This window comes from Sphingomonas sp. CARO-RG-8B-R24-01 (genome assembly GCF_022662295.1).
In the GTDB taxonomy this organism is placed as follows: Bacteria; Pseudomonadota; Alphaproteobacteria; order Sphingomonadales; family Sphingomonadaceae; genus Sphingomonas.
Window position 1 is genome coordinate 200,682 of record NZ_JAKNQI010000005.1, and the last position, 25,091, is coordinate 225,772.

Genomic DNA, 25,091 nt, shown 5'->3' on the forward strand with positions numbered 1-25,091 from the left:
TTTTGATGTGCATATCTGGGGCTGACGCACGGGCCGGAGCATGGCGAAGCTAGCGATCCTGCCTTGCCGGGCGGCAGCTTTATACTATCCGGCGTTTTTCCAATTTCCGCGCCAAAGTTCGGCGGTGCATTCCCAACCGTCGTGCGGTCTCGGATACGTTGAACCCGGTCGCCGCCAGGGTCTCGTTGATCCGTTCCCATTCGATCGTCTTGATCGATGTCTGACGATCCCCGATCGGCACATCGGCATCGCCCAGCGTCATGCCGAACGCGCGCTCGATATCATCGGTGTTGGCCGGCTTGGCGAGGTAGGAGGTGGCGCCGAGCTTGATGGCCTGAACGGCGGTCGTGATACTCGCATAGCCGGTCAGGACCACGATCACCGTGTCGGGATCGTGCGCACGCAACGTCTCGACACACGCCAGCCCCGAACTGTTTGCCAATTTGAGGTCCACGACGGCATAATCCGGGGTGCGTGCTGCGAGCAGGGCCGGCAGGTCGTTTGGGCCCTCGGCCAGAATGACCTCATACTCGCGCCGTTGGAACGATCGTTGCAGGGTTCGGGCGAAGGCAGCATCATCCTCGATGATCAGCAACAGGGGGTTAGTCGACATCGTCATCTCCACCCAAAGCGATGGCCGCGAGCGGCAGGCGGAACGTCACTTCGGCGCCGCTGCGGGGCTGGTTGCGTGCGCTGAGCGCGCCATCGAGCTTACGGGCGACGTTGCTCGCGAGAAACAGCCCCATGCCACGGCCGAGTTCATGCTTGGTACTGTTGTAAGGCTTTCCGATATTGCCGAGCTGTTCGGCGGCGAAGCCCGGCCCGGCGTCGCGGACGGTCAGCACCATGTCGCCGTCGTCGCGGGCCAGCGTAATGTCGATCCGCTGCGGCGAATATTCGGCCGCATTGTCCAGCAAGTTGAACACTGCTTGCTGCAGAACCACGTCGGATACGATCGGGACGTCGCGTCCGAACTGATCGTCATACGTGGCGTTGGCGAAACTGCGCGCAGCGATCCAGTCGGCGATGACGCGGTCGACGAAGGCGCGGACCGTGGTGGCGGCGGACTGCTCGCCGCGCGCGTCACCCGACGACAAAAGGATGCTGGTCACGATCGCCTTGCAGCGCTGCACCTCCGCCTGCATTTCCTCGATATCGGACAGCAAGTCCGGATTGCGGGCGATCGCACCGTTCCGGCGCCAGTCCCCCAAGATCACGGAGAGCGAAGAGAGCGGCGTCCCCAATTCGTGCGCCGCCCCGGACGCGAGCATCCCGATCCGGACGATATGCTCCTCCTCGACCGCTTGGCGCTCGATCTCGGCAAGGCGGTTGTCCTGCGCGCGCAGATTTCCGTTGATCCGCCCGACGAATGCCACCAGCAGCACCGCAACGAGGGCGAAACAGACCCACATTCCCTGAACGTGCAAGGCAAACAGCGAGCGGTCGAATCCTGGCGGCAGGGTGATCGGACGGTAGAATGCGGTCAGCACGGCAAAGGACAGGCTGGTCGCGGCCACGATCGTCCACGCCGACCACCGCGCGAGCAGGACCGAGCCAAGAACGACCTGCAGGAGGAACAGCGACACGAAGGGATTGGTCGCGCCCCCACTGAGGTACAACTGACCACTCAGCGCGAGGACGTCGAGCAACAGGCCACCGAAGAGGGCGCCGTTGGTAATCGGGGACGCGAGACGCAGGCGCAACAGGCTGGCGGCGTTGAGAATGACGAGCGCCGTCAGCACGCTCAGCATCGCAAGCATCGGCAGGCGAATGCCAAACACGACGTTGGTCAGCAGGATCGTCGCCAACTGGCCAGCGACCGCCATCCAGCGCAACTCGACCAGCTGGAGCATATTGGCATGGCCGGCCGTCTGCGAAACGGGGACGCCGCGCAGGCCGGCCACCGCCTGGGTCACGCGCCGCGATCGGGTCGGCGGGGCCCCTGACGTATCCAGTACACGAATCCGGCGGTGCTCATGAGCGCGAGAATGTACCATGTGACCGCATAAGCAAGATGACTGTTGGGAAAACGTATCACCGTAAGACCGCCAACCGGCGCGCCGGGGCGGGTGTCCGCTGCATCGGCATCGATGAAGTAGGGAAGCGCCGGGGTAACGCCGCGACGCGCCGCGATTGCGCCGACATCGCGGGAATACCAGCGCTCGGCACCCGGGTCATTTTTGCGCAGGAACCCACCGCGCGGCTCGGTTAGGCGGAGCAGGCCCGTCACCGTCGCCAAGCCCGTCGGCGGTGGCAAGGCGCGACGCGCAGGGACATAGCCGCGGTTGATCAGCACGGTCGCCCCGCTCGTCAACCGCAGCGGGGTCATTGCCCAGAAACCGGGGCCGCGAACGGTCAAGGCCTGAACGAATGTGTCCTTGCCAGCGACGTACGCACCACGCGCCTGAACCCGCAGATAGGCGCTGTTCTGGTCGACGGTAGCAGGCGCGGGGACGGCGGCGGCGTGAACGCGCGCATTCACGCGCGCGATCAGATCGAGCTTCCAGGCGCGTCGTTGCACCTGCCACGTGCCGAGCCCGAGCAGCGCGACGATGACGAGGAGCCACGCCACCCCGACCGCGCCGCGCCGCGCGCGCTGTCCCGCCGTGGTCACCCCATCTGGCTCATGTCTTGGGTGGGCATCATGTTGGCGTTCATGTGGTACATCACCCAGAGCGATCCGCTCAGTGCGATCCCGACGATGACGATCGTGAAGATCAGCGCCATCATCGACCAGCCGCCCTCGGCCCGACGGTTCATGTGCAGGAAGAAGATCATGTGGACGACCATCTGCACCGCGGCGAACGCCATGATGATCAGCGCGGTCGCCTGGTTGGTCAGTGTCCGCGTCATCACCAGCCAGAACGGGATCGCGGTGAGGATCACCGACAGGCCAAAACCGATCCCGTAGCTCCTGTACGAGCCGTGCGACTCTTCGTGTGCGAGGTCGTCGTGATGGCCATTGCCGTGGGGGGCGCCGTGGTGCGCGTCGTGCGCGGCGTGGTGGAGGTCAGCGCTCATCGCAGCATTCCCATGAGATAGACGAAGGTGAAGACGCCGATCCAGATGACGTCGAGGAAGTGCCAGAACAGGCTGAGGCACATCAGGCGGCGCTGGTTGGCGGGGATCAGGCCCTTGACCTGGATCTGAACCATCAGCGTGAACAGCCAGATCAACCCGAAGGTGACGTGGAGCCCGTGCGTCGCGACCAGCGTGAAGAACGACGACAGGAACGCGCTGCGTTGCGGCGTCGCGCCTTCATGGATCAGGTTGGCGAACTCGTACAGCTCGATGCTGATGAACGCGATGCCGAACGCCGCGGTAACCGCGAGCCACGCCTGGGTCGCGCCAACCTTCTTGTTGGTCATCGCGAGCATCGCGAAGCCATAGGTGATCGACGAGAACAGCAGCATCGACGTGTTGACAGCGACCAGCGGCAGCTCGAACAGCTGCTTGGGCCCCGGACCCCCGGCGTAGCTGGTCCCCAGCACGCCGTAGGTCGCGAACAGCATGGCGAAGATCAGGCAGTCGCTCATCAGGTAGAGCCAGAAGCCGAGCATCGTGCTCGACCCCTCGGCATGATGCGGCTCTTCGGCGAGGTGGAACGTGTCCAGATCGTAGTCGGTGGTGGTCGTGCTCATGCCTTTACCTCCGCGAGGATCGCGGTGCGGGCTTCTTCCTTTTCGGCGACGGTCGCCTTCGGGATGTAGAAGTCACGCTTGTAGATGAACGTGTGGCCGATCGCGACCGCCAGGATCCCGACGAAGCTGATCGCCGCAAGCCACCACACGTACCAGATCATGCCGACCGAGAAGCCGACGCTGAGCCCGGCAAGGATCACGCCGGTACCAGTGTTCGATGGCATGTGGATGTCCTTGAAGCCAGTCGTCGGACGCTCGTAGCCGCGTGCCTTCATGTCGGCCCACGCATCGCCCTGGTGGATCACCGGGGTGAACGCGAAGTTATAGTCTGGCGGCGGCGACGAGGTTGCCCATTCAAGCGTGCGACCGTTCCACGGGTCACCGGTGGTGTCGCGAAGCTTCTCGCGATCGCGCACGCTGACCGCGAACTGCAGCAGCATGGCGCCGATGCCGGCTGCGATGAGCAACGCACCGATCCCTGCGATGATGAACCAGATCTGCAGGCTCGGGTCATCGAAGGTACGCAAACGGCGGGTAACGCCCATCAGGCCGAGCACGTAGAGCGGCATGAACGCGAGGTAGAAGCCCACGACCCAGCACCAGAACGACACCTTGCCCCAGAACTGGTTGAGCTTGAAGCCGAACGCCTTGGGGAACCAGTAGTTGATCCCGGCGAAGGCCCCGAACACCACGCCGCCGATGATGACGTTGTGGAAATGCGCCACGAGGAACAGCGAGTTGTGCAGCACGAAGTCGGCCGGCGGCACTGCGAGCAGGACGCCGGTCATGCCGCCGATCGTGAAGGTGATCATGAACGCGATCGTCCACATCATCGGCAGCTCGAAGCGCACCCGGCCACGGTACATGGTGAACAGCCAGTTGAAGATCTTCGCGCCCGTCGGGATCGAGATGATCATCGTGGTGATGCCGAAGAACGAGTTGACGCTCGCGCCCGACCCCATGGTGAAGAAGTGGTGCAGCCAGACGAGGTAAGCGAGCAGGGTGATGACCATGGTCGCATACACCATCGAGGTGTAGCCGAAGATCCGCTTGCCCGAGAAGGTCGAGGTGACCTCGCTGAACACGCCGAACATCGGGAGAATCAGGATGTAAACTTCCGGGTGGCCCCAGATCCAGATCAGGTTGACGTACATCATCGGGTTACCGCCGAGCGTGTTCGTAAAGAACGCGGTATCGGCGTAGCGGTCGAGGCTGAGCAGTGCGAGCACTGCGGTCAGGACCGGGAAGGCGGCGACGATCAGGATGTTGGTGCAGAGCGCGGTCCAGCAGAAGATCGGCATCTTCATCATGGTCATGCCCGGCGCGCGCATCTTGACGATGGTGGCGATCAGGTTGACGCCCGACAGCAGCGTGCCGACACCCGCAATCTGGAGCGACCAGATGTAATAATCGACGCCGACGCCCGGGCTGTAGTTGATCCCCGAGAGCGGCGGCATGGCGAGCCAGCCGGTCTGCGCGAATTCGCCGACGAACAGGCTCATCATGATGATCACCGCGCCTGCGGTCGTCATCCAGAAGCTGAAGTTGTTGAGGAAGGGGAAGGACACGTCGCGCGCACCGATCTGGAGCGGGACGACGTAGTTCATCAGCCCGGTCACGAACGGCATCGCGACGAAGAAGATCATGATGACACCGTGGGCGGTGAACACCTGGTCGTAATGGTGCGCGTTGAGATAGCCTTCGTTGCCGAACGCCATCGCCTGCTGCGCGCGCATCATGATCGCGTCGGAGAAGCCACGCAGCAGCATGACGATCCCGAGGATCATGTACATGATGCCGATCTTCTTGTGATCGACGCTGGTGAACCACTCCTTCCAGAGATAGCCCCAGAGCTTGAAATAAGTGATCGCCGACAGCAGCGCGATCCCGCCGAGCGCGACGCCACAGAAGGTGGCGACGACGATCGGTTCGTGAAGCGGGAGCGACTCAAGCGTGAAGCGGCCGAGGATCGGACTGACGTTGAGGGGTGAAGCTTGCATGGTACTGGCCATTTAGAGGGGGCGCTGCTTGGGCGTATTGGACTCTTCCGGTTTCGAAGGTCCGCGTTGCGGGATGTCGGACGGGCTTTTGGGCGGCGCGTGGCCGGCGTCCCGTGTCGTCAGCGGCTCGGAAACACGATGCCCTTCCGCCGTACCGCTGTTGGGCATGCCTTCCATCGCCGCGCTGTCTTGCATGTCTTTCTTCATCATGTCGCTCATGCAGGTCGTGCCGGGACGAATGCACTGGTTGACGACGGCACTGAAGATGCCGGGATCGACGTTCGCGAACCGCATGACCGGAACCTTCTCCGAAGGCTTCTCGAGCTTCAGATAATCGGCGCGGGTCAGCGTCGCGCCGGCCGCCTTGTTGCGGGCGATCCAGGCGGCGAAATCGGCGTCGTTCAGACCGTGGAACCGGAACCGCATCCCCGAAAAGCCTGCGCCCGAATAGTTGGACGAGAAGCCTTCGTAATTGCCCGGCTTGTTGATGACCGCGTTCAGCTGCGTCTCCATCGACGGCATCGCGTAGATCATCCCGGCAAGCGTCGGCACGTAGAAGGCGTTCATCACCGAGGACGAGGTAATCCGAAAGTGGATAGGCCGGTCGATCGGCGCTGCCAGCTCGTTCACGGTCGCAATGCCATATTGCGGATAGACGAACATCCACTTCCAATCGAGTGCGATCACTTCGACCTCGAGCGGCTTGACGTTTGCCACCAGCGGTTTGCCCGCGGCAAGTCGGCTGATCGGACGATAGGGGTCGAGCAGGTGAGTCGCGGTCCAGGTCACCGCGCCAAGACAGATCACGATCAGCAGCGGAGCCGCCCAGATCAGCAATTCGAGCTGCGACGAGTGATCCCAATCGGGTTCATAGGTCGCGTCTTCGTTGGTGGCGCGATAGCGCCACGCGAACAGGCCGACCAATCCGATCACCGGCACGACGATCAACAGCATCAGCGCGGTCGAAAAAACCACGAGATCGCGCTGCTGCAACGCAACATCGCCGGCAGGGTGCATTACGACCATGTTGCAACCGCTCAGGAGCAGCGCAAGCGTCCCGCCGGCAGCAAGCTTGCGACTCGGACGGCGGAGATTCGGGGAAAGACGAAGGAATGCCATGGCGGCGCGCTATACACAGATGCTGCGCTGCGATATTGGACATTTTGTCCAATGCCGCATTGTCGTGATATAAGGCATAGGCTCCGAAGCCGACCGATCGTCCACCGGTCCAGGAAGACGCGAACGATGACAGTACAAACCGCCTCCCACAATGCCGAGCGTGACGCGCGCGCGATCAACGCGCGCCACGCCCATGGTCATGGACACGTCGACCCGAACGAGATCGCCATCGGCGTTGTCATCGGGCGCACGTCCGAATTTTTCGACTTTTTCGTCTATGCGATCGCGTCGGTGCTGGTTTTTCCGGCGTTGATCTTTCCGTTCGCGGATCGGCTGACCGGTACGCTGTACTCGTTCGGAATTTTTGCCCTGGCGTTCATCGCGCGCCCGGTCGGGTCGATGATCTTTCTCGCGGTCGATGCGGTGCTTGGCCGCGGGACCAAGCTGACGATCGCGCTTTTCATGCTCGGCGGGTCGACCGCCGCGGTCGCGTTCCTGCCGGGCTATGAGACGATCGGCGGATGGGCGATCGTGTTGCTGGCGATCTTCCGGATCGGCCAGGGCATCGCCCTTGGCGGTGCCTGGGACGGCCTGGCCTCGCTGCTCGCGCTGAATGCGCCCGAGAACAAGCGCGGCTGGTATGCCATGATCCCGCAGCTCGGCGCGCCGCTTGGCCTGATCGTCGCGAGTGCCTTGTTCGCCTTCTTCCTCAGCACGTTGTCGCTTGCCGATTTCCTCGACTGGGGATGGCGGTATCCGTTCTTCGTGGCGTTCGCGATCAACGTCGTCGCGCTGTTCGCACGGCTGCGGATGGTATCGACTCCGCATTATGAGGCGATGTTCGAAAGCCGCGAGCTCGAGCCGTCGAACGTGCTCGAAACCATTCGCAGCGACTGGCGCAACATTGTGATCGGGGCGTTTGCGCCGCTGGCGAGTTTTGCGCTGTTCCACATGGTCACCGTTTTTCCGCTGTCCTGGGTGAATCTGTTTACGAAGCAGAGCCCCGAACGGTTCCTTTCGATCGAAATCCTTGGTGGGGTCGTGGGCGTCGTGGGCGTGATCGCATCGGGCGTGATCGCCGATCGGGTCGGCCGGCGGTATCTGCTTGGCGTGACCGCGGCGGGGATCGCGGCGTTCAGCGGGTTCGCCCCGCAGCTGTTGAGCGCGGGCTACACGGGCGAGCTCACGTTCGTGCTGGTCGGTTTTGCCTTGCTAGGCGTGGCGTTCGGCCAGTCTTCGGGCGCGGTCGCCGCCAATTTCGGCAGCGCGCGGCGTTATACCGGCGCGGCACTGACGTCCGATCTGGCATGGCTCGTCGGTGCGGGCTTCGCGCCGCTCGTGGCCCTGGTGCTCGCGAGCAATTTCGGACTGCTCGCGGCGGGTGCCTATCTCCTCTCGGGCGCGCTGGCGACGCTGATCGCGCTTGGCGTCAACAAGGAGCTGGGACGTCGAATTGCCTGAGTTCTCCATGACCCCGGCGGTTGCCGGGGTCATCAGGCGACGAGCTCTTCCAGCAAGGCCGTGACCCGGTCGGTCCGGATTGCGTCCTCGGTCGGTTCCGTAAGCAGGAACCGGCCGTTTTTTTCGACCAGCCCGGCGTCCGCGGTATCGGCGGTAAAATCACGCCGCGGCGTCAGCGCGATCGCTGCGGACCCGGCGTCGATCCGTTCGACCCGCGCATCGCGCGCTAGCAACCGCACCCGGGCTCGCGCCAGCAGCGAAATCGCATCGTCTGGCAGCGCGCCGAAGCGGTCGACCAATTCGTCTTCGAACGCATCGAGGTTCGAACCGTCCGCTATCCGGCTCAGCCGGATGTAGAGTGACAGGCGGATGTCGTCCTCAGGGATCCACGTCGCCGAAAACCCTCCGGCTGCGCCAAGGTTCAATTCCGGGGTCCAGCGTTCGGCATCCTCGCCGCGCGCCTGACGCAACGCACCGCCAAGCAGATGCTGGTACAGGTCGATCCCGATCAGCTTGGTATGGCCCGCCTGGGTCTCTCCGAGCAGATCGCCGGCGCCCCGCATGTCGAGGTCTTGCGCGCTGATATCGAAGCCGGCGCCTAGCCGGTCGAACGTCGCTAAGGTCCGCAGTCGCTTGAGCGTGCGTTCGGCAATCGCATCCCCCGAGTCGGTCAGCAGGATGACCTGTCCGCGACGGTTCCCGCGTCCGACCCGTCCGCGAAGCTGGTGCAACTGCGCCAGTCCGAACCGGTCCGCCCGCCATACGATCATGGTGTTGGCCCGCGGAACGTCGAGCCCGGCTTCGATGATGTTCGTCGCCAGCAGCACGTCGCCGTGTCCGTCGGAAAAGCGCACCATGACATCGTCGATCTCGGCGGCGGGCATCTTGCCGTGCGCCTCGACGATGCTGAGGCCGGGCACTGCCGCACGCAGCTTGGCGCCGAAGCTGGCCATGTCCTCGATCCGCGGAACGACGACGAAGCTTTGTCCGCCGCGGGCCTTTTCGCGAAGCAATGCGGTCCGGATCCGCACGTCGTCGAACTGGTCGAGGCTGGTGCGAATGGGTTGGCGGCGGGCCGGGGGCGTCGCGATGATCGAAATCTGCTGCAGTCCGACGAGCGCCATCTGAAGCGTCCGGGGGATCGGCGTTGCGCTCAGCGTCAGGAGATGGATTTCGCCCGATCCCCGGAGCCGGGCCTTGTCAGCCGCGCCAAACCGCTGCTCCTCGTCGATGATCACCAGGCCGAGGTTGGCATAGCTCACTCCCTTCGCCATGACGGCACCCGTTCCGATGACGACGTTGATCGATCCATCGGCAAGCCCTGCCTTGACCGCTCGCTTCTCGGCCGCGCTCGACAGGCGGGACAGCCCGGCGACGACGATGCCCGCCGCGTCGAATCGTTTCCGGAAACTCTCGAGATGCTGCCTTACGAGCACCGTCGTCGGGGCGGCGACGACGACCTGATGCCCCGACAGGGCCGCGATCCCGGCGGCCCGCAACGCGACCTCGGTCTTGCCGTAACCGACGTCGCCGACGACCAGCCGATCCATCGGACGCCCCCGCGCGAGATCCTCCCGCACGGCATTGATTGCGCGGGTCTGGTCCGCAGTCTCGTTGAATGCGAACCCGTTCGCGAACCGCTCATACGCGGACGGGTCGGGCGTCAGGGCGGGAGCCTCGAGCATCTCGCGGGTGCGGGCGAGCTCGGTCAGCCCCCTGGCGCTTTCGGCGATAGCGGCATCAATGTCGCCGCGGCGTTTCTGCCAGGACGACCCATCGAGCTTGTCGAGCGTCACCGCTTCGGCATCCGCGCCGTAGCGCCAGATCCGGTCCGCATCGTCGATCGCGACCAGTCGCCGTGCCCCGCCGGCATATTCGAGCGCGATCATTTCGCCCGATGTCGCCTCGGCCCGGGGGGCAGGTTCGAGACCCAGCACGAGGCCGACCCCGTGATCTTCGTGGACGACGACGTCCCCGATGCGGATTTCCGCGCTGCCGAGCAGAGGATTCGTTGCACCGGGGAGGGCGTCGTCCAGCAAGGCACGGCTCCCGAGCAGATCCGCTGCGGCGATCACGATGCGTTGATCGTCGACGAAGCCGCAGTCCACCGGCATGGTGATCGTCGTGGCCGTCCCGGGTGCCAGCGCACGGATCGCGGCCCAGTCTGCGGCCTCGGCAAAAGTGATTCCGAGTCGTTTGGCAATGCGGCCGCGCAGGAAGCGCACGTCGCGCGTGCTTCCTGCCAGGATCAGGACGTGATCCTCCAACAGAGGCTTGGCAAAGCGCGCCAGTTTGGCGAGCGGTGCCTTGACTTCGGCAAAGCGCGGTACGTCCGCCACCTGTCCGTCGAAGGTCAGTGGCGTCCAATCCTCGAGCGCCGCCGCCCAGCAGTCGTCCTCGATCGCATCGATCTTGCCGGTACCGCGGGCCGCGACGTCGGCGGCGAGCTGAAGAAAGCGCTTGCGGCGCGCATCGGCCTTCGGCGCCATGGCAATCCGCGCCGGCGTCATGTGATCCAGGATCGCCACGGGGCTCTGCATCGGTGGTTCGGCCGCGCGTCCGATTTCAAGCAGGCCAAGATCGTCGAGCGTGCGTTGCGTGGCCGGATCGAAGGATCGGATCGCCGAAATCTCGCCATCAACGACATCGATCCGCGCGGGGCGGACAGCATCGGCGGGGAAGATGTCGATCACTTCGCCACGCACGGCAACTTCGCCGGGTTCGTCGACGCGGTCGTCCGCGACGTAGCCGAGCTCCTCGACCATCCCTGCAAAGGCATCGGTATCGATCGCGTCCCCGATCCGCATGGTGGGCGGCGCGCGATCGAAGGCGGCAGGCGTGGGATACCTGCGTGCCGCGGCCTCGCCGCTCAGGATCAGCGCCAGCGGGGAACGCCGTGGGTCCATTTGCGCAAGGCGCAAGGCATGCAGGGTCGCGACACGGCGCCCGGCATTTGCGGGGGACGCTGGAGCGATATCCCCGGGCAGCGTATCACTGGAGGGGAGGAGGAACACGCACGACGGGGACACGATCGCCCTCACGGCGCACGACAGCGCCTCGGCCTGCTGGTCATCATCCGCCAGAAAGACCATGTCATGCGATCGCAAGGTTTCGGCGATACGCGTTGCGATATAAGCGATATTCATGCTGCACATACCTGTAGCAAGGCCGGACGTGCCGGCCGATTGACGCCGCCCTGCGGCGGGCACGCGCAGAAGATGGCTTTGGGAGGATCGATCCGGGATAGGCGCACGTCGTCGATCGTCATGCTCGCAATGCCGGTGTCGGCGAGCCGATCGGCGCGGCGTCAAAATGCGCGAACGAACCCGTAGCAGAACGACCCGTGCGTGCGCATCGCGCGTCCCCCGTCATCGGGGCCGCGATCACCGTCGCGGGGGATTCGACCCATGCGGCAAAGCTTTCCAGCGGCGTGTCCTTTCCATTCGAAGCAGGAACGGGAGAACGCGCGACGCCAATTTAGCGCCACTGGCAGCGGCGGTATTTTGCGCTGATCCAAAGCAAGCCGCGCATGACGCATCGGCGTTCCCGCGGAGCCGGTCAGGCCGGGGTGACCCCCACCGCCGTTCAGCCGCACGTGCACGAAACGTCGGTGTGGGATGTGCGGTCTAGAGCAGCAGTTCGGCGACGGCATCCACGATCGCTTCAGCATCCAGCCGGTACAGCCGGTACAAGTCTGGCAGGTCGCCCGTCTGGCCGAACCGGTCGGTCCCGAGCGGGCTCACGCGCATCCCGCGAACCCCGCCGAGCCACGATAGCGTGGACGGAGCACCGTCGATCACCGTGACCAGCCCGGCACCGGGCGCGAGGGCGTCGAGCAGCGTTTCGGCATGGCACGGAGTCCGCGCGCCGCCTGTCCAGCGTTGCGCGTGGCGTGCGGACCAGCCGCGATGCAGCAGGTCAGGCGAAGTCGCCATCAGCAGGCCCAGCCCCGGTACGTCGTCCGCCAGCGTGGCATGCGCCTCGAGTACCTCGGGCGTCACCGCACCAGTGAAGACGATCGCGACATCGCGCGCGCCATCGGGTTCGACCAGCCAATAGCCGCCCTCGAGCGCATCCGCCTTCCATCGGTCATCCGTGCGCTCGACCTGCGGGATCGTGCGGGTGGACAGGCGCAGATAGGTCGATCCGCCGTCGTCCGCCTGGATCTGCTCGAACGCCCAGTGCATCATCAGCGCGAGTTCGTCGGCAAAGGCAGGCTCGAAATAGGTGAGCCCGGGCTGGCCGATCCCGATCAGCGGCGAGTTGATCGACTGGTGCGCGCCGCCCTCCGGCCCGAGCGTCAGCCCCGAGGGCGTCGCCACCAGCAAGAAGCGCGCATCCTGGTAACAGGCGTAGTTGAGCGCATCGAGCCCGCGCGCGATGAACGGGTCGTAGACCGTCCCGATCGGCATCAGCCGGGTGCCGAACAGCGGTGCCGCAAGACCGAGCGCCGCCAGCATCAGGAACAGATTGTTCTCGGCGATGCCAAGTTCGATATGCTGCCCCGCGCCGTGACCCGCCCATTTCTGCGCGGTCGGAATGCGCGCGGCGGAGAAGACGTCGGCGAGTTCCTGCCGCCGGAACAACCCGCGCTGATTGACGAACGCGCCGAGGTTGGTCGAGACGGTCACGTCGGGCGAGGTCGTCACGATCCGGTCCGTGACCGGATGCCCGCTCTTGGCGAGATCGAGCAGGATGCGCCCGAACGCCGCCTGGGTCGACCATTCCGCGCCTTCCGGGGCGGGGAGCGCGTCGGGCAGGAAGATTGCGGGGGCGGCGGGAACGGGACGCGCGGTCGCCAGCGCGCTGCGTTCGACCACGGAACGCGCCTGCGCCGCGACATTGTCGCCGAGGCCACCGTACGGCGCCCATTCGTCGCCCTCCGCGATCCCGAGACGGTCGCGCAGCGCGTGGATCTGGCCGGGGTTCATCAGCCCCGAATGATTGTCCTTGTGACCCGCGAAGGGGAGGCCGAAGCCCTTGATCGTATAGGCGATGAACAACGTCGGCACGTCGTCGTCACAGCGCGCGAAGGCGTCGAGCAGCGTCTCGATGCAATGCCCCCCGAGGTTGGTCATCAATGCCGCCAGCGCATCGTCGTCAAACGTGTCGATCAGCGCCAGGGTTTCGCCCGCACCCGCCAGGTCCGCGTGCAGGCGAGTGCGCCAGGCGGCGCCGCCCTGATAGGTCAGCGCAGCGAATTCGGCATTCGGGCAGGCATCGATCCAGTCGGCGATCGCCTGTCCGCCGTCGCGCCCGAAGGCGGCGCGCTGGAGCTTGCCGTGTTTCAGCGTCTCGACGCGCCAGCCGCAGGTTTCGAAAATGTCGTCGAAGCGCCGGAACATTCGGTCAGCCGTCGTGCTGTCGAGTGACTGGCGGTTGTAATCGACGATCCACCAGCAATTGCGGATGTCGTGCTTGTACGCCTCGATCAGGCATTCGTAGATATTGCCCTCGTCGAGCTCGGCATCGCCCATCAGCGCGATCATCCGCCCGGCGTCCGCTTCGGCGAGGTCGCCGTGCGCGATCAGATAATCCTGGATCAGACTCGCGAAGGCGGTGATCGCGACCCCGAGTCCGACCGACCCGGTCGAGAAGTCGACGGGAATCGAATCCTTGGTCCGGCTCGGGTAGCTCTGCGCGCCGCCGAGGCCACGGTAGCGCCGGAGCGCGTCGAGCGATTGCTGGCCCATCAGGTAATGGATCGCGTGGAGCACCGGCCCGGCGTGCGGCTTGACCGCGACCTTGTCGTTCGGGCGGAGCGCGCCGAAGTAGAGCGCGGTCATGATCGCGGTGATCGACGCGCAGCTCGCCTGGTGCCCGCCGACCTTCAGCCCGTCGCGGCTTTCGCGGAGGTGGTTGGCGTTGTGGATCGTCCAGGACGACAGCCAGCGCAGCCGGGTCTCGATCGTCTCGAGAATCGCGATGGTTTCGGCGTCGGGGCTGGGGTTGATCGTTTCCATTGCAACCAAATAGCGCGTCTCGCGGCGGATGCGACCGGAAAGTTCAGCCCGCCTGCCGCGCCGCGAATTGCGCGATCAGCCAGCTGCGGAACAGGCTGATCGTCGGATCGTCGAGATCGTCCGCGCGCAATTTGAGATAATAGCCGAACCCGTCGTCGACCATCGTGTCATACGGCACGACGAGCTTGCCCGCAGCGATCTCGGGCGCGAACATCGCGATATCAGCGAGCGCGATCCCGCCGGACTGCATCGCATAGGTCGCAGCGAGCGACAGCGTGTCGAACGCGAGCCCGCGATTGGTGTTGAGCTCGATCCCGCTGCTGCGTGCAAAGCTGCTCCACAGCAGCCCGCGCACCTCGCCGTCGAGGGTCACGTGCAGCAGGTCGTTGTCCGACAGGAACTGCTCGAGCGACTTGCCCGTGTTGGCCGCCGCCACGGCGGGGGAACAGACCGGCGCGACCCGGACGAGCCACAACAGGTCGGTAATGCGGTCGTCGATGTTCGGCCGGTCGAACACGATCGCCATGTCGGTCTCGGTGGTCGGCATCCCCGTCACGGGTGAACTCGAAATGTCGATCCGCACGTCGGGATAGTCGCGGTGGAACGCGCGGATCATCGGCATCACCACCTGCTGCAGCAGCGATGGCGGGATGTGTATCCGGATCGGGCGGCCGCTCAACGGATCGTGGCTTACCGCATTCATCGTCTGTTCCAGCAGGTCGAACGATCGCCGCACTTCGGGGAGCAACGCCGCGCCCGCTGCGGTCAGCACGAGGCGCTGGCCCGAACGGTCGAACAGTTTCTGCCCGAGCAATTCCTCGAGGCTGATGATGTGCCGGCTGACCGCGCTTTGCGAGACGTTGAGCGCCTGCGCCCCCGCCGTGAAGCTCAGCCGCTGCCCGACCGCGTCGAAGGCGCGCAACGCGTTGAGCGGGAGCCAGCGGCGGTTGATGATCTTCGACTTGGCGATGGCCCGTTCCCCGGATGGCTGCGACGCGCTGTATGGCGGGTATCAATTCAATTCCACCACCGAATGCAAGACCCGGACTGCTCGTCCGATGCCCTCCGCGCCCGTCGCGGTTTTCGCATGGGCGCATGCGCAAATGGAATTTTCCGGGGAAGGTGCTGCCGTGTCACACCGCTTCGTACGGGGCAGGAGCACAGCTTGGTGGACCTTTCAGGTGTTGCACAATGGGTGGGATCGCGGCGCGCCGGCCATTCGCTGCCACAGCACCTGTACCTGAGCCCAGACGCCTTCGATTTCGACCTTGCCGCGATCTTCGGCACGTCGTGGCTGCTCGCCGGTTTTACTGCCGAAGTGAAGCAGCCGGGCGACTATCTGTCCTTCATGGTCGGGCGCTGGCCGGTGATCGTGGTACGCGGGCGCGACGGGGTGTTGCGCGCCTTTCACAACAGCTGCCGCCACCGCGGCTCGATCCTGTGCAAGCCGGGAGCGGGACATGCGCCGAGGCTGACCTGTCCGTATCATCGCTGGAGCTACGGACTCGACGGGCGGCTGCTCGCGGCGGGGCGGATGCCGGATGATTTCGACAAGACCGATTACGGGTTGAAGCCTGTCCATCTCGAGACGATCGCGGGCGCGATCTTCGTGTCGCTGGCGCAGGTCCCACCTGATATCAGTATCTTGCGGCGCGATCTGACGCCTTTGCTCGAACCGCATAACTTGAAGCGCGCCAAGGTCGCGCACAAATCAGTGCTGGTCGAATATGCCAATTGGAAGCTCGTCGTCGAGAATGGCCGCGAATGCTACCATTGCGCGAGCGGTCACCCCGAGCTGGCGCGCACCTTCCCGGTTGGCGCTACGCAATATTTCGATCTGGAGGCCGCCGCTGCGCGCCTGTTTACGGAGCGGATGGAAGCGATCGGCCTTCCGGCGGGTCCGGTCGGCGAGGACTGGTGGCAGGCGGTCCGCTTCGCGCTCAACGACGGCAATGTCGCGATGACGACCTCGGGGCAGTTCGCGGTCAAGAAGCTGATGGTCGAGGCGGGTGGCGGCGATGCGGGGTCATTGCGCTGGGCGGTCGAGCCCAACAACTTCTGCCATTCGACCAGCGACTATACGTTCGCGTTCAATGCGATGCCGGTGTCGCCCGGGGAAACCCATGTCGTCTCGACCTGGCTGGTGCATGAGGATGCGGTCGAGGGCGTCGATTACGACATCGACGAACTGACGCATCTGTGGACGCAGACCAATCTGCAGGACAAGGCGTTCGCCGAGGACAATCAGGTCGGTGTGTGGTCGCCGGGCTATACGCCGGGGCCGTACAGCCCGACCGCGGAATCGCTGACGCTGCGCTTCGTCGACTGGTATTGCGCGCGGGCGAGCGAATATCTCGCGCGGGTTCCGGTATGACTGGGCCGCGCTGGCGCTCCGAAACGCTCGCGGTCCGTGCGGGATATGATCCGGCGGGGGGCGCCAATGCAGCGAAGCCCCCGATCTACATGACGTCGACCTTCGCTTATGCCTCCGCGCGGCAGGCGAAGGACATTCACGAGGCCTATTTCGACGGCACCGGGCCGGAAGTCGGCGGCGCGGGGCATATCTATGCGCGCCTCAGCCACCCCAATCTCGACATGGTCGAGGAGCGGCTCGCCGCGCTCGACGGCGCGGAAGGCGCGGCGGTGTTCAACAGCGGGATGGCGACGCACAGCGCGATTGCGCTCGCGCATCTGCGACCGGGCGACAGTGTGGTGTTCGGGCGGCCGATCTATGGCGGGACCAACGGGCTCTATACCGGGTTGCTGCCGGGGTTCGGGGTGCATCACGCGAGCTTCACCGACGGCTGCGACCGTGCCGACGTCATGGCGGCGGTCGAGACCACGCTAACGGCGGGGCCACTCAAGCTGATCGTCGGCGAGACTCCCGCCAACCCCACCGCCGCGATGGTCGACATCGCGATGCTCGTGGAGATCGCGGACGCGGTCGGCATGCGGACCGGGACGCGGCCGATCGTGGTCGTCGACAACACGGTGCTCGGGCCGATGATGCAGCGGCCGATCGAGCTCGGGGCCGACCTGTGCATGACGAGCCTCACAAAATATTGCGGCGGGCACAGCGACTTGCTGGCAGGTGGTGTCACCGGGCGCGAAGCGCTGGTCGCGCCGCTGCGGTTGTTGCGCACCACACTTGGGAGCCATCTCGACCCCTATACGTGCTGGCTGATGCTGCGCTCGATGGAGACGGTGCACCTGCGGGTCGAGCGGTCGATGGACAATGCGCGTCGGCTTGCCGAGGTCCTGCGCGACCATCCCAAGGTGGCGAGCCTCACCTATCTCGGTTTCCTTGCCGAGGGCACGCCCGCCCGCGCGGTGTACGACAGGCAATGCAAGGCGGCGGGGTCGACCTTTTCCTTCGCGGTCGTTGGCGGCGAGGCGGAGGCATTCCGCTTTCTCGACCGGCTCGAATTGCTGCGCTTTGCGGTCAGCCTCGGCGGGTCCGAGACGCTTATCACGCATCCCGCGACGACGACGCATTATGCGCTGTCCGCCGACGAACGCGCGGCGGGCGGCATCACCCCCGCCACGCTGCGGCTGTCGGTCGGGATCGAACATGTCGACGACCTGATCGCCGACCTATCCCAGGCGCTGGACGCGATATGAAAATCCTCGACCCCCACGCGATCGACGGCAAGTTTCCCGCGCCCGACGAACAGTTCGACCTGATCGTGGTCGGCGCGGGCCGGGCGGGAACGACGACCGCGATCCGCGCCGCGCTGAGTGGCGCGAGCGTGCTGCTGATCGACGAGAACCCGGTGGCGGGGGCGGTGATCGGGAACGATGTGCCACTGTTCTTCGGCGGTCGCGCCACGGCGGCGGTGCACCATCCCGACCGGCTGGTCGAACAGCTGTTCCGCGCCAATCCCGAACTGGAGGCGGCGTTCGATGCCGGGGTCGACGTCCGGCTCGGGACGGTCGCCTGGGGACTGTACGTGCCGAACGCCGCCTTGCGCGCCCTGCCGGGGCCGCTGCTCGGGATCGCGGATGCCGAGGCGTCGCGGATGGTCGGCTTCCGGCGGCTGGTGCTCGCGACCGGGGCGCGTGACATCGCGATGGCGTTTCCGGGATGGGACCAGCCCGGGGTAATGGGGGCGCAGGGGTTCGCCGCGCTGCTGACCCGCTACGATGCGCTGGCGAGCCAGCGGATCGTGATTATCGGGTCTGGCGACCTGGCGCTTCAAACCGCGCGGCTGGCGCTCGAGCGCGGGATCGCGGTTGCCGGCATCGTCGAGATTGCCGACCGGACCGAGGTCGACCCGGCGCTGGCCGAGGCGCTCGGGGTGCCGGTGTTCCTCGCGTACACGATCGCGGCGACCGATGGCGGGATCGATGGGGTCGAGCGCGTGACGCTTGCGTCGCTGACGGATGATGCGACTCGCACGACGCTCGAATGCGATGCGATCGTCCTTGCCATCGGCGTGACGCCAGCGACCGAGTTGATCGAGGCGGCAGGAACGGTCGCCAACGGGCTGGTGCAACTGGTGGGGGACAGCGCGACCGTACAAGCGCCTGCCGACGGGCGTCTGCTCGCATGGGCGTCCGCGCTTGGTCGCCACGCCCCACCGAAAACGATCGTCTGCCAGTGCGAGGCGGTCACCCGCGCCGACCTCCTCGGCGTCCAGCCGCCACGCTACCTCGACCGACCCGCGCGGCTGGCGACGCGATCGCTGGGGACGCTGCTGGCGGACGGTCCCGCGCATCCCGACCAGATCAAGCGGCTTACGCGGGCTGGCATGGGGCCATGCCAGGGGCGGCGCTGTCGCGAGCAGGTGCGCTGCCTGCTTGCGGTCGAGCAGGGCGTCCTGCCGTCTGAAGTCCCGGTCGCGAGTTTTCGCGCGCCCGTCCGCCCGGTGCCGTTGAGCGTGCTTGCCGACTGGAACGAAGACGCCGGGATGACGGCGGGATGGGACGTCTGGTTCGGGATCCCGACGCAATGGACGCCATACGCCGCAATCGGCACGCCCGAGGAGGCGGAGCACGTCACCGGTCTCGGCGGGACGCTGCATGTCTGAGCGCGACATGCCCCGTCATGCTTCCGTCGTCGTGATCGGCGCTGGCGTGACGGGGCTGAGCGCGGCGTGGTGGCTGGCGCGCGCGGGGGTCGATGTCGTTGTCCTCGACAAGGGCGTGGTCGGCTGGGAAGCATCGGGCCGGAACGGCGGCGGCGCGTCGCATTACCAGAGCCCGTTGTTCGCCGAGGAACAGCGGCTGTGGCCGCAGATGGACGAGCTGCTCGGCTATCCGACCGAATATCGGCGCGAGCGGATCATCATCCAGCGCGATCCCGTCCTGCTCGACCATTATCGCGCGGTCGGGCGGATGTGCAGCGCGATGGGCTACCAGGTCGAAGATCTGGATTCGACGCAGGCGCAGGCGATGGTGCCGCTGACCGATCACAGCTGCCTCGGCGGGATCCATTTGCGCTTCGGCGGCCATGCCAATCCGCAGCGGACGGTGCAGGCCTATGCCTGGGCGTTGCAGGATCTTGGAGGACAGATCCTGCAGCATTGCCCGGCGCTGTCGATCAAGACGCGCGGCGGACGCGCCAGTGCGGTGGTGACGCCGCGCGGAACGATCGCATGCGATGCTTTGGTCGTGGCGGCGGGGCCACAGGCCGAGGCGTTGCTCGCGCCGATCGGGATCCGCTTTCCGCTGGCCGCGGCGCGCGCGGAAATGATCGTGACCGAGCCCGCGCCGCTGATGGCGATCGGCGGGGTCGATGGGAACGGGCTGTACGGTCGCCAGACGCTGCGCGGCAATCTCGCGTTCGGGGGCGGGCCGCATGAATGGCTGGCGACCGATCCTGCCGGGCCACTCGCGCGCCCGACCTCGCCGCTGGTGCGCAACCTCGCGCGGCGCGTGGCAGAGCTGTTTCCGCGCGCTGCCGGGCTTGGCGTGATCCGGTCGTGGGCGGGGATCGTCGAGAATACCCCCGACGGGCGACCGATCCTCGATCGCCCCGCCGATCCGGGCAATGTCACGGTCGCGACGATGTCCGGGGTCGGCTTCGGTTTGTCGCCCGCCAGCGGCCATGCGATCCGCGATCTGGTGCTCGACGGGGTGTGCTCGTTCGCCGACATCAGCAAGCTCGGGCTGGCACGGTTCGCGACCCTCGAACCCGACTGGCGCGAACGGCGCGGCTGGGCGCTGGAGCGGGCGGCGTGAAGCGCTATTCGGCGCTCGCCTTGCTCAAGGCGGGGTTGACCGGGCAGCGGGGCTGGGAGCGGGCGTGGCGCGATCCGGAACCGAAACGCCATTATGACGTCATCGTGATCGGCGGGGGCGGGCACGGCCTGTCGACGGCCTATTATCTCGCCAAGGTCCACGGCATCCGCAATGTCGCGGTGCTCGAGCGCGGGTGGATCGGCGGCGGCAACACCGGGCGCAACACGACGATCGTTCGTTCCAACTATCGCCAGAAGCCGCTCCACGATCTGTTCGATTTTGCGATCGGGCTATGGGAGGGGATGAGCGACGAGCTCAATTACAACGTCATGTTCAGCCCGCGCGGGGCGCTGTTCCTCGGCCATTCCGACGGCGACATGACGCAACTCGCGCAACGCGGCGATGCGTTGCGCTGTTCGGGGATCGACGCGGATCTTCTCACACGTGATGACGTGCGCAAGCTCGTGCCGTTGCTCGACATGTCCGAAAGCGCGCGCTTCCCGATCCATGGCGGCTTGATCCAGCGGCGCGGCGGGACCGCTCGGCACGATGCGGTCGCCTGGGGCTATGCGCGCGCGGCGGACGCACTTGGGGTCGATGTAATCCAGCAGTGCGAGGTCACCGGCTTCACCATGGCGGGCGGTCGCGTGACGGGCGTGGAAACCACGCGCGGGCAGATCGGGGCGGGGCGGGTCGGCATCTGCGTCGCGGGAAGCAGCGGGCGGGTGGCGGCGCTCGCCGGGCTCACGCTGCCGATCGAGGCGCACACGCTGCAGGCGTTCGTGACCGAGCCGGTCAAGCCGATGGTCGACACCGTCATCATGTCGCAATCGCTCCATTGCTACATCAGCCAGTCGGACAAGGGCGGGATCGTGCTCGGCGGCGATCCCGACCAGTTCCCGAGCTATGCGCAGCGCGGGCTGCCGGTCCGGCTCGAGAAAGCGGCGGCGGAGGCGATCGCGCTGGTGCCGGCGCTGTCGCGGCTGCGGATGGTGCGGTGCTGGTCGGGGACGACCGACATGAGCTTCGACGGATCGCCGATCATATCGGCGCTGCCGGTCGACGGGCTCTATTTGAATGGCGGCTGGTGTTACGGCGGGTTCAAGGCGACGCCGGGATCGGGCTGGTGCTACGCGCATCTGCTCGCGACGGGAACGAGCCATCCGCTCGCCGCACCGTTCGCGCTGGATCGCTTCGCGCGCGGGGCGACGATCGACGAGGCGGGGGTCGGCTTCATGCCGCAGTTGCGCTGATGCTGCTGATCGACTGTCCCCATTGCGGCGAACGCGCGCAGGTCGAGTTCGTCTATGAACGTACGCTCGATTCGATCGTGACGCCTGATATGCCGTCGGATCTGGCAGTTGCCCGGCTGTATGCACGTGCCAATCCGGTCGGGCTGGAGGACGAGCTTTGGCGGCACGCTTACGGCTGCCGACAGTGGATCGTGCTGCGGCGGCACCGGCGGAGCCATGCGATTGCGTCGGTCGTCGCGTACGATCCCGCGATGCTGGCGTGAGCGGTCGGCGGATCGGCGGCGCGGCGGGGACGCTGCGCTTCACCTTCGACGGCCGCGCGATGCTCGCGCGTGAGGGGGATACGCTGGCGGCGGCGTTGCTCGCGAATGGCGTGATGCTGGTCGGGCGGAGCTTCAAATATCATCGCCCACGCGGGATCATGGCGGCGGGGGTCGAGGAACCGAACGCGCTGGTCACGGTCGGCGAGGGCGGGCGGACGGAGCCCAACACGCGCGCAACCGACGTCTATGTCTATGAAGGGCTGGTCGCGCGGAGCCAGAATGCGTGGCCTTCGCTGAGGTTCGATCTCGGGGCGGTCAACGGCCTGTTCGCCAAGTTTTTGAGCGCGGGGTTCTACTACAAGACCTTCTTCGGGCCGCCGTCGCGGTGGATGGTGTATGAGCGGTTCATTCGGCGGGCCGCCGGGCTGGGCAAGGCCCCGACGCTGGCAGACCCCGATCGCTACGAGCATCGCTCGGCATTTTGCGACGTGCTGGTTGTCGGGGGCGGTGCCGCCGGTGTCGCGGCGGCGCGCGCCGCGCTGGAGGCGGGCGAGCGGGTGATGCTGGTGGAGCAAGATCCTGCGCCGCATCTGCTTTCCCGCGAAAGCGGGAATCCAGAGTTGCAAAGGCAGCGCTCGATACCCTGGGCTCCGGCCTTCGCCGGAGCACGGACGGAGGATTTCAGCGTCCTCACGCGCACCACGGCGTCCGGCTTGTGGGACCACGGCTTTGCCACCCTTACCGAACGCCTCGTCGAACCCGGCCAGCCGCCTGCGCCCGGCCAGCCCGTGCAGCGCTTGTGGCATGTCAGAGCGCGCCAAATCGTGCTCGCGACCGGCGCGATCGAGCGGCCGCTGACCTTCGCCGGGAACGACCGCCCGGGGGTGATGCTGTCGCAGGCCGTGCGGAGCTATATCGAACGGTTCGACGTGCTGCCGGGGCAGCGCGTGGTGATCGCGACCAACAATGACGACGCCTATGCAACTGCTAAAGCGGTTCGTACCGCTGGCGGCGAGGTAGTGGCGATCCTTGACAGTCGGAAATCGCGTCCGGCGGATGGGGATGCAGCCACCTTCACCGACGCGCACGTCGTCGAAACGCATGGCGGCGCGCGCGGGCTTACGGCTGTCGTCGCTAGCATCGGTGGCAGGAAGCGGCGCTTCGAGGCGGACCTGCTGGCCATGTCGGGCGGTTTCACCCCCGCCGTCCATCTTCACAGCCAGGCAGGCGGCACGCTGGACTGGCGCGAGGACCTGCAGGCGTTTGTTCCCGGCGCGTTCCCGCAAGCGGTGACCAGCGTCGGTGCGGCAGCGGGCGATATCCCGCCGATCGCCACCACCACCGCATCCCTGACCGACCCAAAGCACAGCTTCGTCGATTTCCAGAACGACGTGACCGCCGCCGACGTCGATCTCGCCTGGACCGAGGGGTATCGTTCGGTCGAACATCTCAAGCGCTACACCACGCTCGGCATGGCGACCGATCAGGGCAAGACGAGCAACATGGCGGCGCTCGCGCGGCTGGCGCAGACCGGCGGCGTCACGATCCCGCAGGCCGGGCTGACGACGTTCCGCCCGCCCTATACGCCGCTGACGCTGGGTACGCTGGCGGGGGCGGATGGCGGCGGCCATGCCGCGCCCGCACGACGGCTGGCGCTGTGGGACAGCCACCAGCGGCTCGCCCCGATCTGGCAACCGCTCGGCCTTTGGCATCGGCCGCGCGCCTATCCGGTGGCGGGCGAGACGCTCTACGACGCCGCGATGCGCGAGGCACGCGCGGTGCGGACGACGGCGGGGATCGTCGACGTCTCGACGCTCGCCAAGTTTGCGGTGAAGGGACCGGACGCGGCGGCATTGCTCGAGCTGGTGTGCGCGACCGGAATTTCGAAACTGGCGATTGGGCGCGGGCGCTATACGTTCATGATGCGCGAGGACGGCATGGTGACGGACGACGGCACCGTCTGGCGGCTCGGCGAGACCGACTACCTCCTGACGAGCTCGACCGGCGGCGCGGATCGGATGGAAGCGCATCTCAGCTATGTCCACCGCATCCTCGCGCCTCAGCTGCGTGTTTCGGTAGTTTCGCAGCAGGAGCACTTCGCGGGAATTGCGCTGGCCGGGCCACAGGCGGCGGTGTTGTTAGCGCAGGTCACCGGGATCGTCCCGCCCGCCCATATGGGCACCGCGACCGCGATGGTCGCTGGCGTGGCGGTCCTTGTGCTGGCGGCAAGCTACAGCGGAGAACGCGCGTTCGAGCTGTACGCGGTGCCGCAGGACGCGGTGCTGGTGTGGGACGCGCTGGCGGTGGCAGTGCGGGGCGTCGGCGGCTGCGCCTATGGGCTAGATGCGATGGAACATCTCCGGATCGAAAAAGGCCATGTCGTGATCGGCGCCGAGGCCGACGGTCGTACGACGCCGCACGATCTCGGGCTCGCGGGGATGCTCCGCAAGGCGGGCGGCTTCGTGGGAGCACAGGGGCTCAGCCGCCCCGCGCTCCACGCGGCGGACCGGTTGCAGCTCGTCGGGCTGAGCTCGACCAGGCCGATTCCCGAAGGCGCGATGCTGGTGGCGGCGCATGGGGCAGCGGCGGAGGGTCATGTCACGTCGGCAGGAACGCGTGTGCTGGAACACGGGTCGGTTGCACTTGCCTTGCTGGCCGGGGGGAGGGCGCGCAATGGCGAAACGCTCATCGCGACCTCACCGACGCGCGGCCTGCACGCGGCGGTGACGGTCGGTGTCCCGCTGTTCCATGATCCAGGCGGGACACGCTACCGTGATTGAGGCGACCGTGTCCTGGGCGAACATCCACGACCTGGTCGTGATCGACCTGTGGGACGGCGCACTGCCCGTGTTTCCCGGGGTGCGCTGCGTGCAGGTCGAGCCGCGCCGCTGGTGGGCCATCGATGCGGGCGAAGGCGCGACGGGCATCGCGGTGGCGATCGGGGCGCAAGGCGCGTGCACCCCGATCGGCGGCGGCCTGATGCGCGCGACGCTGAGCGGTCCGGGCTGGCGCGATCTGCTGTCGGTCAGCGGTTTCCTCGATACCACAGCGCGCGCGCTGGCACCGGGCGCGGTCGCGCGGACGGTGATCCATCACGTTGCCGTCACCCTGCTTGTCACGAGCGAAGCGGAATGCGAGGTCTATTGCGCATCGAGTTATGCGCGAACATTGGAAGCGCTCTGGCATGGAGCCACCGGGGGGATTTGAT

The 25,091-nt window shown here is 66.3% G+C and carries 19 protein-coding genes; 9 read left to right on the plus strand and 10 right to left on the minus strand.

The genetic code is table 11. The annotated features are described in order from the left end of the window. Positions 1–79: 79 nt before the first annotated feature. The 7 genes from L8G49_RS12025 to cyoA are packed head-to-tail and all read right to left on the minus strand — an operon-like array spanning position 80 to position 6,760. The gene (locus L8G49_RS12025; protein ID WP_242185969.1) at positions 80–613 is read right to left on the minus strand and encodes a response regulator transcription factor; all 534 of its coding nucleotides are present in this window, start codon (positions 611–613) and stop codon (positions 80–82) included. After that, on the minus strand, positions 603–1,916 hold the full coding sequence (locus tag L8G49_RS12030; protein ID WP_242185970.1) for an ATP-binding protein: 1,314 nt from the start codon (positions 1,914–1,916) through the stop codon (positions 603–605). The genes L8G49_RS12025 and L8G49_RS12030 overlap by 11 nt, the downstream gene beginning before the upstream one ends. Next, entirely contained in the window at positions 1,913–2,614 is a 702-nt protein-coding gene (locus L8G49_RS12035; RefSeq protein ID WP_242185972.1) for an SURF1 family protein, read from the minus strand. Before L8G49_RS12035 ends, L8G49_RS12030 begins: the two co-directional genes overlap by 4 nt. Next, a complete protein-coding gene (gene cyoD, locus L8G49_RS12040) occupies positions 2,611–3,021 on the minus strand; it encodes a cytochrome o ubiquinol oxidase subunit IV (RefSeq protein WP_242185975.1) in 411 nt (136 codons plus the stop codon). Before cyoD ends, L8G49_RS12035 begins: the two co-directional genes overlap by 4 nt. Continuing rightward, on the minus strand, positions 3,018–3,641 hold the full coding sequence (gene cyoC, locus L8G49_RS12045) for a cytochrome o ubiquinol oxidase subunit III (protein WP_242138933.1): 624 nt from the start codon (positions 3,639–3,641) through the stop codon (positions 3,018–3,020). The genes cyoD and cyoC overlap by 4 nt, the downstream gene beginning before the upstream one ends. Beyond that, positions 3,638–5,641, minus strand: coding sequence for a cytochrome o ubiquinol oxidase subunit I (cyoB, locus tag L8G49_RS12050; protein WP_242138934.1), 2,004 nt, complete (start codon positions 5,639–5,641; stop codon positions 3,638–3,640). The genes cyoC and cyoB overlap by 4 nt, the downstream gene beginning before the upstream one ends. Positions 5,642–5,653: 12 nt before the next feature. After that, positions 5,654–6,760: a ubiquinol oxidase subunit II gene (cyoA, locus tag L8G49_RS12055; RefSeq protein ID WP_277923240.1), complete on the minus strand. Its 1,107-nt coding sequence runs from the start codon at positions 6,758–6,760 to the stop codon at positions 5,654–5,656. 126 nt (positions 6,761–6,886) lie between these two features. Here cyoA and L8G49_RS12060 point away from each other — a divergent pair, with 126 nt between their 5' ends. Beyond that, positions 6,887–8,221, plus strand: a complete 1,335-nt coding sequence (locus L8G49_RS12060; protein ID WP_242138936.1) for an MFS transporter — start codon at positions 6,887–6,889, stop codon at positions 8,219–8,221. A 32-nt stretch (positions 8,222–8,253) separates the two neighbouring features. On the opposite strand, the gene L8G49_RS12065 is transcribed toward L8G49_RS12060, so the two are convergent. The 3 genes from L8G49_RS12065 to L8G49_RS12075 form a co-directional block, all read right to left on the minus strand. Then, entirely contained in the window at positions 8,254–11,367 is a 3,114-nt protein-coding gene (locus tag L8G49_RS12065) for a helicase-related protein (protein WP_242185976.1), read from the minus strand. A gap of 480 nt (positions 11,368–11,847) precedes the next feature. After that, positions 11,848–14,184 carry a transketolase gene (locus L8G49_RS12070; RefSeq protein WP_242185978.1) on the minus strand — a complete coding sequence of 779 codons (2,337 nt, stop codon included), beginning with the start codon at positions 14,182–14,184 and terminating at the stop codon, positions 11,848–11,850. A 43-nt stretch (positions 14,185–14,227) separates the two neighbouring features. Beyond that, on the minus strand, positions 14,228–15,106 hold the full coding sequence (locus L8G49_RS12075) for a LysR substrate-binding domain-containing protein (protein WP_242185981.1): 879 nt from the start codon (positions 15,104–15,106) through the stop codon (positions 14,228–14,230). Between the two features lie 246 nt (positions 15,107–15,352). On the opposite strand from L8G49_RS12075, the gene L8G49_RS12080 reads away from it, so the two are divergent. Genes L8G49_RS12080 through L8G49_RS12115 form a run of 8 tightly spaced genes read left to right on the plus strand, consistent with a single transcriptional unit; the run spans position 15,353 to position 25,090 of the window. Beyond that, a complete protein-coding gene (locus L8G49_RS12080) occupies positions 15,353–16,558 on the plus strand; it encodes an aromatic ring-hydroxylating dioxygenase subunit alpha (protein WP_242186112.1) in 1,206 nt (401 codons plus the stop codon). Next, positions 16,555–17,805 (plus strand): PLP-dependent transferase, encoded by a 1,251-nt coding sequence (locus tag L8G49_RS12085; RefSeq protein WP_242185983.1) that lies wholly within the window; start codon positions 16,555–16,557, stop codon positions 17,803–17,805. Before L8G49_RS12080 ends, L8G49_RS12085 begins: the two co-directional genes overlap by 4 nt. Beyond that, positions 17,802–19,214 (plus strand): NAD(P)/FAD-dependent oxidoreductase, encoded by a 1,413-nt coding sequence (locus L8G49_RS12090; protein WP_242185985.1) that lies wholly within the window; start codon positions 17,802–17,804, stop codon positions 19,212–19,214. The genes L8G49_RS12085 and L8G49_RS12090 overlap by 4 nt, the downstream gene beginning before the upstream one ends. Continuing rightward, complete coding sequence (locus tag L8G49_RS12095; protein ID WP_242185987.1) at positions 19,207–20,367, plus strand: FAD-binding oxidoreductase; 1,161 nt, start codon at positions 19,207–19,209, stop codon at positions 20,365–20,367. Before L8G49_RS12090 ends, L8G49_RS12095 begins: the two co-directional genes overlap by 8 nt. After that, entirely contained in the window at positions 20,364–21,620 is a 1,257-nt protein-coding gene (locus tag L8G49_RS12100) for a sarcosine oxidase subunit beta family protein (RefSeq protein ID WP_242185990.1), read from the plus strand. Before L8G49_RS12095 ends, L8G49_RS12100 begins: the two co-directional genes overlap by 4 nt. After that, positions 21,620–21,883: a sarcosine oxidase subunit delta gene (locus tag L8G49_RS12105; protein WP_242138943.1), complete on the plus strand. Its 264-nt coding sequence runs from the start codon at positions 21,620–21,622 to the stop codon at positions 21,881–21,883. The genes L8G49_RS12100 and L8G49_RS12105 overlap by 1 nt, the downstream gene beginning before the upstream one ends. Beyond that, complete coding sequence (locus tag L8G49_RS12110) at positions 21,880–24,663, plus strand: 2Fe-2S iron-sulfur cluster-binding protein (protein WP_242185992.1); 2,784 nt, start codon at positions 21,880–21,882, stop codon at positions 24,661–24,663. The genes L8G49_RS12105 and L8G49_RS12110 overlap by 4 nt, the downstream gene beginning before the upstream one ends. Next, positions 24,656–25,090: a sarcosine oxidase subunit gamma gene (locus L8G49_RS12115; RefSeq protein ID WP_242185993.1), complete on the plus strand. Its 435-nt coding sequence runs from the start codon at positions 24,656–24,658 to the stop codon at positions 25,088–25,090. Before L8G49_RS12110 ends, L8G49_RS12115 begins: the two co-directional genes overlap by 8 nt. Position 25,091 lies beyond the last annotated feature (1 nt).

Excerpts from the sequence above, each read along its gene's own strand:
- L8G49_RS12025 (WP_242185969.1), bottom strand. The coding sequence starts at position 613 with ATGTCGACTAACCCCCTGTTGCTGATCATCGAGGATGATGCTGCCTTC.
- cyoD (WP_242185975.1), bottom strand. The coding sequence starts at position 3,021 with ATGAGCGCTGACCTCCACCACGCCGCGCACGACGCGCACCACGGCGCC.
- cyoC (WP_242138933.1), bottom strand. The coding sequence starts at position 3,641 with ATGAGCACGACCACCACCGACTACGATCTGGACACGTTCCACCTCGCC.
- cyoB (WP_242138934.1), bottom strand. The coding sequence starts at position 5,641 with ATGCAAGCTTCACCCCTCAACGTCAGTCCGATCCTCGGCCGCTTCACG.
- cyoA (WP_277923240.1), bottom strand. The coding sequence starts at position 6,760 with ATGGCATTCCTTCGTCTTTCCCCGAATCTCCGCCGTCCGAGTCGCAAG.
- L8G49_RS12060 (WP_242138936.1), top strand. The coding sequence starts at position 6,887 with ATGACAGTACAAACCGCCTCCCACAATGCCGAGCGTGACGCGCGCGCG.
- L8G49_RS12065 (WP_242185976.1), bottom strand. The coding sequence starts at position 11,367 with ATGAATATCGCTTATATCGCAACGCGTATCGCCGAAACCTTGCGATCG.
- L8G49_RS12070 (WP_242185978.1), bottom strand. The coding sequence starts at position 14,184 with ATGGAAACGATCAACCCCAGCCCCGACGCCGAAACCATCGCGATTCTC.
- L8G49_RS12085 (WP_242185983.1), top strand. The coding sequence starts at position 16,555 with ATGACTGGGCCGCGCTGGCGCTCCGAAACGCTCGCGGTCCGTGCGGGA.
- L8G49_RS12090 (WP_242185985.1), top strand. The coding sequence starts at position 17,802 with ATGAAAATCCTCGACCCCCACGCGATCGACGGCAAGTTTCCCGCGCCC.
- L8G49_RS12095 (WP_242185987.1), top strand. The coding sequence starts at position 19,207 with ATGTCTGAGCGCGACATGCCCCGTCATGCTTCCGTCGTCGTGATCGGC.
- L8G49_RS12105 (WP_242138943.1), top strand. The coding sequence starts at position 21,620 with ATGCTGCTGATCGACTGTCCCCATTGCGGCGAACGCGCGCAGGTCGAG.